This is a genomic window from Sorangium sp. So ce1036, from assembly GCF_051369805.1.
GTDB classification, from domain to species: Bacteria; Myxococcota_A; Polyangia; order Polyangiales; family Polyangiaceae; genus Sorangium; species Sorangium cellulosum_F.
Window position 1 is genome coordinate 3923445 of record NZ_JBBMOX010000001.1, and the last position, 13144, is coordinate 3936588.

The 13144-nt window shown below is 71.2% G+C and carries 6 protein-coding genes; 2 read left to right on the forward strand and 4 right to left on the reverse strand.

What is annotated here, in order from left to right; translation table 11 throughout:
• Positions 1-506 precede the first annotated feature (506 nt).
• Positions 507-2552 (forward strand): TonB-dependent receptor plug domain-containing protein, encoded by a 2046-nt coding sequence (locus WMF31_RS15035; RefSeq protein ID WP_436602609.1) that lies wholly within the window; start codon positions 507-509, stop codon positions 2550-2552.
• Positions 2553-2650: 98 nt separating this feature from the next.
• On the opposite strand, the gene WMF31_RS15040 is transcribed toward WMF31_RS15035, so the two are convergent.
• The 3 genes from WMF31_RS15040 to WMF31_RS15050 all read right to left on the reverse strand — a co-directional run bounded on the left by WMF31_RS15040 (position 2651) and on the right by WMF31_RS15050 (position 9426).
• Positions 2651-3268: a hypothetical protein gene (locus WMF31_RS15040; RefSeq protein WP_129349369.1), complete on the reverse strand. Its 618-nt coding sequence runs from the start codon at positions 3266-3268 to the stop codon at positions 2651-2653.
• Positions 3269-3596: 328 nt separating this feature from the next.
• The gene (locus tag WMF31_RS15045) at positions 3597-8477 is read right to left on the reverse strand and encodes an AAA family ATPase (protein ID WP_436602610.1); all 4881 of its coding nucleotides are present in this window, start codon (positions 8475-8477) and stop codon (positions 3597-3599) included.
• A gap of 316 nt (positions 8478-8793) precedes the next feature.
• A complete protein-coding gene (locus WMF31_RS15050) occupies positions 8794-9426 on the reverse strand; it encodes an NUDIX hydrolase (RefSeq protein WP_436602611.1) in 633 nt (210 codons plus the stop codon).
• Between the two features lie 525 nt (positions 9427-9951).
• On the opposite strand from WMF31_RS15050, the gene WMF31_RS15055 reads away from it, so the two are divergent.
• A complete protein-coding gene (locus tag WMF31_RS15055) occupies positions 9952-10872 on the forward strand; it encodes a transposase (protein WP_436602612.1) in 921 nt (306 codons plus the stop codon).
• A gap of 305 nt (positions 10873-11177) precedes the next feature.
• Here the strand turns inward: WMF31_RS15055 and WMF31_RS15060 are convergent, their stop codons facing one another.
• Entirely contained in the window at positions 11178-12761 is a 1584-nt protein-coding gene (locus tag WMF31_RS15060) for a phytase (protein ID WP_436602613.1), read from the reverse strand.
• Between the last annotated feature and the right edge of the window lie 383 nt (positions 12762-13144).

A 13144-nucleotide genomic window follows, 5' to 3' on the forward strand; every position in this document is an offset into this window, starting at 1 on the left:
GGACTCCATCCGACCTGGGACGGAGACCTCCCCAACCTGGACGGAGACCTCCCCAACCTCGGAGACCTCCCCAACCTGGGTCGGATGGGGGAGGCGTCCCCAACCTGGGTCGGATGGGGGAGGGGGGGAGACCTCCCCAACCTGGGTCGGATGGGGGGAGGCGTCCCCAACCTGGGTCGGATGGGGGAGGCGTCCCCAACCTGGGTCGGATGGGGGAGGCGTCCCCAACCTGGGTCGGATGGGGGAGGCGTCCCCAACCTGGGTCGGATGGGGGGGGGGAGACCTCCCCAACCTGGGTCGGAGGTGTGAGGCGTGAGGGGTCCCCAACCTGGGACGGAAGCCTGCCAACCTGGGACGGAAGCCCGGGACGGAAACCTCCCACGGAGGGCGCCGATGCTGGAGAGCGCCGCCTTTCGCTGCGCGGCAGGATTTGCTAACCCGCCGAGCGGGTAGCGCGCCGCGGTGCTGTCCTTTCCTGTCCCGAGCGGCGCACCCGCGGCAGCCGTGTGAGATCCCCCACCGCCATCCTCGCCTTCGCGCTCGCCAGCGTGGCAGGCCTCCCCCCGGGCGAGGCGCGCCCGCAGCCTGCGTCACCGGCCGCCGCGCCCCCGTCCCCGGAGGGCGCCGCCCCGCCGCACGAGGCCGCCCCGCCGCCCCCGGCGGAGGCGCCCGCCGCCCCCGCGGGCATCGAGGTGACCGTCGAGGGCAGCCGGGCCCCGCCCGGCTCCGTGTCGCTCTCGCGGCGCGACATCCGCGAGATGCCCGGCGCCCTCGGCGACCCGTTCCGCGCCATCGAGGTGCAGCCGGGCGTGACCACCATCGCGAGCGGCATGCCGTACTACTACATCCGCGGCGCGCCGCCGGGGAACGTCGGCTACTTCTTCAACGGCATCCAGGTCCCGCTCCTCTTTCACGTGGGCGCTGGCCCCGGCGTCATCCCGGCCTCCATCGTCCAGCGCCTCGAGATGCACCTCGGGCCCTATCCGGCCGACATCGGGCGGCTCGCGGGCGCGGCGATCGAGGCCGAGAGCGCGCCGCCCTCCGACGTCTGGCGCGGGGAGGGGGCTTTCCGGTTCGTCGACGTCGGCGGCGTGGTCGAGGGGCCGGTCGACAGGGACACCCACGTCCTCCTCGGGGGCCATTATGCCGCCGGCGCGGCGCTCACCTCGGCGCTCGTGCCGAGCGTCGACGTGGGCTACGCCGACTACCAGGCTCGCGTCGCCTACCGCCTCGGGCCGGACGCGCGCTTCACCGTGTTCGCGTTCGGCGCGTACGACTACCTCGCGACCCTCGGCCAGGAGGACGGCGCCGAGACGACCAACGTCCTGCTCGACAGCGACTTCCACCGCCTCGACCTGCGCTACGACCGCGACGACGCCTCCGGGGCCCGCGTCCGGGCGGCGCTCACCCTCGGGCTCGACCAGTCGCGCGGGGTCGGCGTCGAGAGCGCCCGGGCCTTCAAGCTCAACGCGCGCATGAGCCTCGCCCGTCCCGCCCTCGGGGGGCGCGCGCTCCTGCGCGCCGGGGTCGACGCCGCGATCGACCGCTACGACGTCACCCCGCGCGCCGTCGCGCCGCGCCCCGGCTCGCCCGACGGCGAGCCCGACGCCAAGCCCGCCGAGGGCACGGCCCAGCTCGACGAGAGCTTCCCCGAGCTCTTCCGCAGCCGGCTCGACCTCGCCGTGGGCGCGTGGGCCGACGCGCTGCTCGTCCTCGACGAGCGCTCGACCCTCACGCCCGGCGTGCGCGTCGACCATTACACCTCCCTCGGCAAGACCGCGCTCGCCGTGGATCCGAGGATCGTCGGTCGCTTCGGCGTCGGCGATCACGTGCGGCTCATCCCCGCGTTCGGCCTCGCGTCGCAGCTCCCCGGCCTCGCCCCGCTGCCGGCGCTCCAGATCGGCGGCATCCCGGGCGGCCTCCAGCGGAGCCTGCAGGCGAGCTTCGGCGTCGAGGTCGACGCCGGCCCGGTCCGCTTCAGCGGCGCGGCGTTCCGCCAGGCGACCCTCGGCCTGAGCGATCCGATCGGCACCGGCCGCGGCACGACCCTCAGCACCGAGCGCTTCCTGACGCGCAGCCTCGGCGACACCTACGGCCTGGAGCTCGGCGCGCGCGGCGCGCTTCGCCGCGACCTGTTCTTCCTCGCGTCGTACACGCTCTCGCGCGCCACGCGCACGCGCGGCAAGGCGACGCTCCCGTCCGCCTACGACCGCACGCACGTCGCGCACGTCGCGCTGCTCTACGACCTCGGCCGCGGCGTTCGCGCCGGCATCCGGCACGTCTTCTACACGGGCTTCCCTGCCGACGAGATCGTCGAGGGCCGCCCACCGCGCGCGGACCCGGAGCGCGTCCGCCCGTTCTACCGGCTCGACATGCGCGTGTCGAAGCGCTGGTCGCTCGGCGCGCGCGGCTACCTCGGGCTGGTGCTCGATCTGCAGAACGCGACGCTGGCCAAGGAGGTGTTCGACGTGAGCTGCGACGAGCGCGGGTGTACACCCCAGACGGTGGGGCCCATCACGATGCCAGGGATCGCGATCGAGGGCGGGTTCTGAGCGAGCGCCGGCGCCCCTCGCGGCCGCCGGCGCCGCGCCGGCCCCGAGGACGGCGGCGCCCGGTCAACGTGGGCCCCGGGGACACAGGCCCGGGGGCATCACGGGATCGCGCTGTTCACGTAGTAGCCGACGCTCCCCTGCGGGACCACCACGGATCCGGAGCCGACCGTGAACGTGCCGTTCAGCGCGATGTTGGTCGGAGTCTGCGCCGCCGGGATCGTCTGGTACCAGGTCAGCCCCGAGATCTCGCCGCCGTTGACGGCGATGCGCAGGTGCACGCTGCCGTTGTCGTAGCGGTAGCCGCCGCTCACCGGGTCGTTCGAGAACGACGTCCAGGGCACGAGCCAGGGCGTCTGGAACTGCGCCGAGCCGCTCTGCTTCGGCGGCGTGTCGTCGCCGTCGACGTGGCTGAAGACCACGCTGTTCTGGCCGAGGTAGCCCAGGTTCGCACTCGTCACATACCAGTACTCCGTGTTGGCCTGGTACGGGCCCACGTCGCTCCCCCCGATCGCGAGCACGCGAAAGAAAGGCTGCCCGTTCGAGAACGTCGCCGTGTAGAGCCGCCACTTCTTCTTGTATCCAATGTCGATCTGCGCCGCGCTCGCCGTGCCCAGGTCCTCGTCGTCCTCGGGCTCGCCGCCCTCGGCCACGACGCAGCCCGACGCCGCCAGGCAAAGGAAGGCCGCAACGCCTGTTTTCAGGAGGATGCTTTGCATTGGAACCGTGCCTCTCCGTGTTGAGTTTCCAGGGGATGTCCAGCCGTACGCCCGCGCGGGGGCGGGCCGCCGGTCAGGCGGCGCACGGCAAGCCCTGTGCCGCGCCGGTCGCGCGAGGCACGGGCGAGGACGAGGCGCTCAGCGCGCGTCCCGCAGGTCGAGGCGGCATCGGGGCTATCGTGACCTGTCACGGTTGTCACGTGACATGGGGTGACATGTCACGTGACAACGCCTGACCGGGTGGACGCCTCCTCACGCGTGCTGCGCGCGTCGAGATGGGCAGCTCCTCCTCGTGGTCGCGGTCGCGAGAGCGCGGGCGCCCCGCCGGTCACCCCGGCCTGGCCGCGAGGCTCCGCATGCAGAACTTGAGCGCCTCGCGCAGGGTGGCGTGCGTGCCGAGCGCGCGCAGGTCGATGTCGAGCGAGGTCATGGTCCGGGCGACCGCAGGGCGGATCCCGGTGATGATCGCCCGCACACCCAGCAGCTCGACGGCGCGCACGATGCGGACGAGGTGATCGGCCACGGCCTCGTCGATGGTCTCCACGCCCGTCGTGTCGAGCAGGGCGAAGCGGACCTCGCCGCGCGCGACGGCCTGCAGCAGGCTGTGCATCAGCTCGTCCGCGCGCCCGCGGTCCAGGGCGCCGATGAGCGGCACGGCCAGGACGCCGTCCCAGACCTGGAGGATGGGGGCGGAGAGGGCGTGGATCATCTCGCGCTGCTGCTCGATGAGGGCGCGCTGCTCCAGCATCCGCTCCTCCTGCTCGCGCTCCCGCGCGGCGTAGAGCTGGCCGAGCTCGGCGTGCGCCGCGCGGAGCTCGGCCGTGCGGGCCTCCACCTTCTCCTCGAGCTGCGCGAAGAGGCGGGCGTTCTCCAGCGAGACGGCGACCTGGGACGAGAGCAGCCCGATGAGCTCGACGCGATCGCGCGTGAAGGCCGCGCAGGTGAGCGCGTTCTCCAGGTACACGATCCCGATGACCCGCCCCTGATGATGGATGGGCGAGGCGAGCAGCGACCTCGGCTGCGCGGCCCGGACATAGGGGTCGGAGGCGAAGGAGGGGTGGCTCGGGGCGTCGTCGATGACGACGCTCTCCTCGGTCCGCGCGACATACTGGATCACGCTGGCGGCCAGATCGGCGCGGGAGCCCAGGGGCGCCGAGTCGATCCGCTCGATGCGGTCGCCCGCGACGTCGCCGGCGGCCTCGATGGTGAGGCGACCCTCGCTCTTCAGGATCAGGAAGCCGCGGCGCGCGCCGGCGTTCTCGAGCATGATGCGCATCAGCGCCTCGAGCAGCCGGGGCAGGACGATCTCCCCGGCGAGGGCCTGGGAGGCCTTGAGCACGCTGCGGAGGTCGAGGTCCTCCCGGACGACCCGCGGCGCGCTGGAGACGGCCGGCGCCTCGCGCCGCAGGAGATCGGGATAGGCGCGCTCGAGGCGGGTCATGGCGCTCGTCGCGCCCCAGCGCGCATACCGGGCGTGGGCCTCGATCATGTAGGCGCGCGCGATCGTGGTCCTCCCGAGGCCGAGGTAGCAGCGCGCGCAGAGCTCGTTGCCGAGCGCGACGTCGTGCAGGTAGCCGCCCTGGTCCGCCGCGCGGATGCCCTCGTCGTAGAGGTCCACGGCCCTCCGCACGTCGCCGCTCACGCGCGCGAGCTCGGCCGCGAGCAGGAGGTCGCGGTGCCTCATGTTGTCGGGCGCGTGGCTGGCCCAGAAGGCGACCCGCTCGCCGAATGCGCGGGCCTTCTCGAGGTACCTCGCCCGGGTCTCCGCGTCCACGCTGTCGGCCGCCTGGAGCAGGGCGACACCCCCGTAGAAGTGGAACGGAGGATTGCCGTGCCAGCCCGCGATGCCCATGATGCTGGGGTTCGCGTCGTAGGCGAGCGCCGCCGCCGCCGGGTAATCGCCCTGGAACAGGCGCAGGAGGAGGCGGTAAAAGATGGTGAAGAAGAGCGAGGCCTGGTTGTTGATCTGGACCGCGGCGTCGATGATCTCGTCGATCTGGATCCACTCGCCGGCGAGGTGCGTCGGGCCCGGATCCGGGCTCATGAGGTGCTCGCAGAGCTGACCGACGGCGGTGACCATCCAGGTGATGATGTTCCACCGGTCGTACCTCCGCAGGGGGAGGAGCGAGCGCGACTCAGCCTTGATCTCGGCGAGGGGCAAGCCGAGGAGGAGGCTGGCCGTGTTCGCGTTGGTCATGCAGTAGAAGGTCCAGACGTACTGCCCCGTCTCCACGCCGGCGTGGATGCCGGAGAGCAGGATCTCTCGCCCCTTCGCGTAGCTCGTCCTCCAGTGCTGGACGAAGGCGCCCCACATGCAGGCGAGGATGGGATCGTTCCGCCTGTCCGGATAGCGCCGGTTGAGCTCGACCGCGGCCTCGCCGAAGGCGTACCCGAGCTCGATGCGGCCGCTGACGCACAGCATCTGGCCGAAGCAGACATAGGCGAAGACCGAGCTCTGCGAGACGCCGTATTGCACGGTGTCCCGGAGGATCTTCATCACGCAGAAGCCGAAGTTGTTGCTCGCGAGGAAGTAGCAGGACGAGATCATCTCCTCGAGCACGCTGTGCAGGACGGCGAGCTCGGGGTCCTCGAGGCGGGGGAGATCGCAGAGCGACTCCATCGAGCGGTCCCCGAGGAACCTCAGCGTCGCCTCGACGTCGCCGGCGACCGCCTCGTCCGAGGGGAAGGGCGGGAGATCGATCCCGAAGGCGCGCAACGCCACGAGCCCCTCGGCGAGGGCGGCGTGCAGATCGGCCTTGAGGATATGCACCTTGACCTTGAGCCGGTGGGCCCGGGTCGCGTCGATCCGGCTCCTCGCGTGGACGACGGCCTGGGCCAGCGTGGCGAGGGCGTCGTCGGGGCGGCCGGTGAGCGCCTGCATGAGGCCCATCTTCGTGATGAGCGCGAAGGCGAGATCGTACTCGGTCGCCCAGGGCTCGTCCGGGAGCCGCGCGATGCCCTCGGTCAGGTACTTGGCCGCGGCGTCGAAGGCGGCGCTCTCCTCGGCCCGCTCGGCCGCGCGGAGGTTCATCCGCGAGAGCTCGAGGCGCTCTTTGGGATCGCGGATGAGGTCGCCGGCGCGGTTCAGGTGGTTCACGACGTCGAAGAGCGCCTGCGCGTCGGCCCCGAGCGCGTCGCGCAGGAGCACGCCGATGCGGTGGTGGAGGCCCGGCCGCTCCTCGACGGGGATCATCGAGTAGGCGGCCTCCTGGATCTTGTCGTGGACGAAGCGGTGGCACGCGCCGTCGCTCGCGATGAGCTCTTCCTTGAGCGCCGGCTCGACGCGCCCATAGAGCTCGTCGACGGAGCACCCGCTGATGGTCGAGAGCGTGCCCAGATCGAAGCGGTTGCCGAGGGCCGCCGCGAGCCGGAGCGCGTCCTGCGTGGGCGCGGGCAGGCGGCGGATGTTGCTCGCCATGAGGTCGAGGACGTTATCGGTGTACTCGAGGGCGCTTATCGCGGCGAGGTCCCACGACCAGCGGCCGGCCTCGTCGAAGGAGAGCGCGCCGCTGTCGTGGATCGATTTGAGGAAGCGCTTGATGAAGAACGGGTTCCCGCCGGTCTTCTTCAGGACGAGCGCCGCGAGCTGCCCGCCGTCCGAGCGCCCGAGGCTGTCCTGGATGAGCGCCGTGACGTGCGGGAGCTCCAGCGCGTCGAGCACGATCGGCTCGATCTCGACGCCGCCCTTGCGGAGGTCGTCGACGGCGCGGATGAAGGGGTGGGCGGAGCTCACCTCGTTGTCGCGGTAGGCGCCGCAGAAGAAGAAGGCCCCGAGCCCGTCGCCCTCGAGCAGCGCGTTGACGAGGCTCAGGCTCGCGGCGTCGATCCACTGGAGATCGTCGAGGAAGAGGACGATGGGGCGCCCTTGCCCCGTGAAGACCGAGACGAAGCGCTGGAAGGTGAGGTTCAGGCGGTTCTGCGCCTCGACGGGGCCGAGGGCGGGCACGGGCGGCTGCGCGCCGATGAGGTACTCGAGCGCCGGGAGGACCTCGCAGACGACCTGCGCGTTGCTCCCGAGCCCCTGGAGCATCGCCGCTCGCCAGCGGGCGATCCGCTCCTCGCTCTCGGACAGGATCTGCCGGAGCAGCGCGTCGAACGCCTGGAGCACCGGGCCGAGGGGCCGGTCCCGGTTGTACTGGTCGTACTTGCCGCTGATGTAATAGCCCTTCTCGCGCGCGAGGGGCTTCAGGATCTCCTGCACCAGGGACGACTTGCCGATGCCCGAGTAGCCGGAGACGAGGACGACCTTGCGCGCGCCGCGGAGGACGCCGAGAAAGGCGTCCGTGAGGCGCTGGATGCTCTCCTCGCGACCGTAGAGCTTCTGGTGGATCTGGAGCAGGTACGCGGCGTCGCGCTGGCCGAGCTCGAAGCGGTCGAGGCGGCCTTCGGCGAGGCGCCGCTTGCACTCGTGCAGATCGGCGAGGAGGCCGCTCGCGGACTGATAACGATCCTCCGCGTTCTTCTCGAGCAGCTTCATGACCACATCGCCGAGCGGGGCGGGCACGTCGGCGCGCCGCGACGTGGGGTGCTCGGGGATGAGGGCGATGTGGGCGTGGATGAGCTCGAGCGGGTCGATCGCCTCGAAGGGCAGCCGCCCGGTGAGCATCCGGTAGAACAGCACGCCGAGCGAGTAGAGATCCGAGCGGTGGTCGACGCTGCGGTTCATCCGGCCGGTCTGCTCGGGCGAGCGGTAGGGGAGCACGTCGGACACGACCGCATCGCTGTAGAGCGACTCGACCTCGTGCGTGACCGCGGCGTCGACCCCGTAGTTCAGGATCCGGGCTTGATCGTCGCCGGTGACGAGGAAGCTCTTCGGCCCGATGGCGCCGTGCACGATCGCGTGCCCGTGCAGCACGCGCACGGCCTCGGCCATGGAGACCACGAGATCGAGGCACCTCGCGACATCGAGCCTGCCGCGCGCCGCGAGGAAGCACCCGAGCTCCTCTCCGGTCGTGTCCTCGAGGACCAGGACGAGGCCCCCGTCGTGCTCCTCCACGCCATGGACCTTGACGACGCGCTCGGACTCGATGCGCGCGATGTGCTTGTACTCGTGCTTGAGGCGGGCGCGATCCACGACGCGCGAGGCGCCGGCGTCGAGCACCTTGAGCATGACCGGGGCGCCGTCGCTCGCGCGAATGGCGCGGTAGCGGGCGGAGTCGCCCCTCGTGTCGAAATGGATGACGGAGTGGTAGCTGGGTAGGGTGAGCATCGCCGATGTCGAGAGAGCGCCGCGCCGGCAGGCGGGCTGGCGCACGAGACGGAGAGCGCCCCTCCTCGACCGTACGGACGAGGGCGGAGCGGGGCAACAGCCGTGCGACGACGAGGGCTGACCGTGGAAGATGGGGACAGACGCAGGATGGCGGACAGCATGCCTCGGCCTGTCGCGCAGCCGGCCCACCCCCGAGCCCCAGGTCGCCGAGACCTATCATGGCGCGATCGAGCCGGGCAAGGGGGAAAGTAGGTCGGCGCGGGCGGTGTCGTCACGACCGATGGGGTATTCCGGCGAGTCGCTGGCGCATGGCCGCTCACGCGTGGAGCACGTCGAAGAGCTGCTCCAGCATGAGATAGGTCAGCCCCCAGACGATCCGCTCGTCCACGAGCAAGCACGGTAGATCGAGGACATTCCCCTCGTGCGTGTACCTGTAGGTCGACGAACACTCGCCACGAGCGAGCGGCCCGAGCGGTGTCCAGAGCGCCTCGGCCACCTCGTCGCTCAGGGTGAGCTCGGGCGTGGAGCGCAGGGCGAACACGAAGGGGGCGATGATCATCCCGACGCGCCGCCCGCGCACGACGGCGGGGACGTCGGGCAGGCGCGTGAGCAGAGTACCATTCTCGACGAGGTCGATCCCCACCTCCTCGTGCGTCTCGCGGATCGCGGTGGCGAGCAGGTGCTCGTCCACCGGGTCGCGCCGCCCGCCCGGGAGGGCCATGTGCCCCGACCACGGGTCGCCGCGGCGTTCGGCCCGGCGGATCAGGAGGAGCTCGGCTTCCCCGGGCCGCACCTGCACCGCGGGCGTTCGCCCCGCGCCCGGAGGCCGGGCCGGCGCGCGCAGGATCGCCGCGACCGCGGCCTGGCGCTCCTGCGTGAGCGCGTCGAGCGCGGCGTCGCGCCCTGCGAGGCGGGCCGTGATGGCGGTGAGATCGTAGGAGGGCAGCACGGGGCGAGGATAGCATTTCCGGCCGGCGGCCTTTGCGGCCCAGGACACCGCGCGTGCCGCTCGGCCACGGCGACCGGCGTCCCGACCCGACCGGCGTCCCGACCCGACCGTCGACCGGCGTCCCGACCCGACCGACCGGCGTCCCGACCCGACCGTGGTTGGGGCGTCCGGCGTCCCGACCCGACCGTGGTTGGTGGGCGTCCGACCGTGGTTGGCGATCCGGACCCGACCGTTGGTTGGCGATCCGGACCCGACCGTGGTTGACCGGACCTGACCGTGGTTGGAAGCGAACGACCATGGTTGCGTGTTGACCCTGGTTGGGTGACCACGCGACCGAGGTTGGGTGACCCGACCGAGGTTGGGTGACCCGCGAGGTTGGGTGACCCGCGCGGCAGGGTGACCCAACTTGACTATGGCTGGCGGTTGCCTGGCGAGCGGGTGGCGGCCGCCACGTCCCTCGGCGCTCAAGTTGCCGAAATCCCAGCCGTCCGCATCTGGCACAGCGTTTGTTGATACCCGTGGACCATGAGCCAGCCCCGCTCGATCGTCCCCGGCGCCACCTACCTACTCACCCGCCGCGCTCTGCGCCGGCACATGCTCTTGCGTCCCGACGCCGCCATCTCCCAGCTCGTGCTGTATTCACTCGCCGTCTCGGCGCGCCGCTTCGGTGTCCAGGTCCACGCGCTGTGTGTCATGTCCACTCACCTTCACCTTGTCATCACCGACGTCGACGGCGTTCTTCCGCGCTTCTTGCAATTTTTCCATCGCCTCGTCGCGCTCGGTACCAAGGTGCTGCGCGCCTGGGAGGGTCCGGTGTGGGATCACGAACCAACCAGCGTTGTGCGCCTGATGACGCCAGCGGCCGTGGTGGAGAAGGTCGCCTACACCCTGGCCAATCCGGTCGTCGCGGGGCTGGTCAGTCGAGCGTGCGACTGGTCGGGCGCCAAGGTGCTTGTGGACGAGCTGGGCTGCGGGGTGCTGCGCGCCATGCGCCCCGACGTGTACTTCGACCCGACCAACCCCCGGTGGCCGGACGAGGCGACGCTTGCGCTCACGCTACCACCGGGAATCGCCCAGGAGGACGCTGACCGCTTCCGCGAGGAGGTGGCTGTGGAGCTCGAGGGACAGGAGGAGCAGGCGCGCATGGCGATGCAACGGCAGGGCTCGGGCGTCCTCGGTCCCGTGCGCGCGGGCGAGGTCTCGCCCTACCGCCGTGCGACGAGCTTCGAGCCGGCGCGCGAGCGCAACCCCACGTTCGCCGTGGGTCGGCAGCAGCCGGAGGCATGGCAGCTTGCCGCTGACGCGGTACGCGCCTTTCGTGCGGCATACCGCGACGCGCTCGCGAGCTGGCGTGCGGGTGTGCGCAGCGCCGTGTTTCCTGTTGGTACTTGGTGTATGCGCGTGCTCCATGGGGTTCGTGTCGAGGAGAGCGCAGTCCTCGCGTAATCACCTCGCGAGCCTCGGGCTGTCGGGGAGCCGCGGCTGGTTGGCCGGAGTCGGACAAGTTTGTATGCGGAGCCTCGGCGTCGCCTGGGAGCATGGATCAGGTGAATCCGATCGAGAGCGCGCGCGAAGCCGTGCGAGGCGGACCAACCTGGGTCGGCTCGCCGCCCGCCGCCAACCTGGGTCGGGTCGCCCCCCCCCGCCGCCAACTGGGTCGGGTCGCCGCTGCCCATCCGCTGCCGACTCCTCAACCTGGGTCAGGTCGCCGTCAACCTGGGTCGGGTCGTCAACCTGGGTCGGGTCGCGCGTCAGTCGTCGTGCGGGTCGCGAGGATCGTAGTCGTCCTCGTCCACGTCGAGATCGAGCTCGTCCGCGAGGTCCTCCCAGCCGAGGAGCTTGAACTGGGTAGAGCCGTCATAGTCGAAGCCGTTGATCGGGGCCTCCGACGCGGGTCCGCCCGCCTTCCCGTTCTGCACCACGAAGAGACCGTACGGGAAGTCGCCGCCGAGAGGCACGTTCACGACGTCGTGGCCGTCGGTCTCGCCCGTGTCCTCGACCTGGAACGCGGCGACGTGATCCGACGGGTCGCTCCGGTCGTAGGCATGAAACGTGTCGTCTCCCTGGCTCGAGACGAGCAGATACCCGTCCTCGTCGTCGCCATAGTAGATCGCGAGACCCTCGACGTCCCTCTCCAGGTGGCTCCCTCCCGCCCAGGGGTTGCCGGGCGCCGCGATCGTCCCGGAGACCGGGGTACCGGGCGCCGAGTCCTCGCAGGCGTACTCGCCGTCGTCGGGGACAGCCCACCACGGCGCGCCGAACGAGCGGACCTCCTCGATCAACCGGGTCGGCGATACGTTGACGGTCGCGGGCAGCGCATCGCTGAGCGGCACGCGCCAGACGCCGACCACCTCCTGCGCGGCGAACAGCACGCCCCGTTGCTGATCGACGACCAGCCCCTCGAACTGCGGATCGCTCTCGGGCTCCTCGCGGCAGGGCGTCCACTGGATCGGCGGGCTCCAGGGGCTCGTCCCGGGGATGGTGAAGACCGGGTTGAACCGGTACTCGCGCACCCTGCTGTACGAGACCTTGCCGTCTCCGGCGGCGTACAGCTCGAGCTCGGCGACCGCGCTGCGATTGCGCTGGCTCACGAAGGCGCGGTATCCATCGTCGCTGTCCTCGGGGCGGTAGAGCGTGAGGCCGTAGGCGGTGTTCTGGTCGTCGAGATCGTTGCTGTACACCCCGGGCGACACGCCGGTTGGCTGGAGCGAGGACGGCTGGACGAGCTGGCTCGGGAAGACGCGCGGCGCGGCCGATGCCGTGATGTCGATGAGGGGACCGCCCGGGCTCGTCGGCTTGATGGCATAGATCCGGAGCCGGTCGCAACCCCGGTCGGTGACCACGGCGATGTCGATCTTCTCCTTCGCGCCGCTCTCCTTGATCAGCTTGAAGCCGTACTGCACGTCGACGTTGTTGAAGCGACCGTAGGTCTCGCCCGACGCGCTGTCAGGGCACGCCGTGGTCCCGCTCTCGGGGTGGGGGCCGGGCGCCGGCGGATCTTGCGCGGTGACCGCCGGCCGGTTCGGCGGCAGGATCGTTTGCAGGACGTTCCCTTGCAGGTCATGGACCTGGAGGCCGGCGTCCTTCAGCACCCCGATGACGAGGCTGTCGCCCGGATCGTCGGGGCTCACCCAGATGGCAGGGTCATCCGAGTCCGGCGTGCGAGGAGCATCGTCGTAGCTGTGCAGCGCGGCCGTCTCGACGCGCGCGTCGACGATCGGCGGCCCGGACGTCGCCTGCGACAGCGCGTGCACGACCTCGGTGCCGTGCTGCGAGCACCCGGTGGCCAGGGACAACAGCGAGGCTGGAATGAAGGCGAATCGAGCGGATCTCATCGGAATCATTGCTCCTTGCCGCCAGGACGGTCATGGCGTGTGCGTGATGGCGGCGAGGGGTGCTATCGTGCACCAGCGCGCGACCGTGCGACGGTTGCGTCACGTTTTGGTGTGCGTCCGATGCGGCCATCTCCGAGCCCAAGGCGCGGAGAGCGATCGCTGGCTCCGCCCGTTCAGCGTTCGCGCGCGCTGCCGAGGCGCGCCACGAGGACGCGGTCGCCCGAGCCGGCGGCGCAGCCGAGATGGGGCACCGGGTGTTCCGGCCGAGCCCCACTCGGCTGCGAGCGACATTGGGCGATGGATCCCTGCTGGAGATGGCCAGATCAGGCCGCCGCTGGTGCCAGCGCTCGCCGGCGGGCATCACGGGGCTCCCGCGCACGATT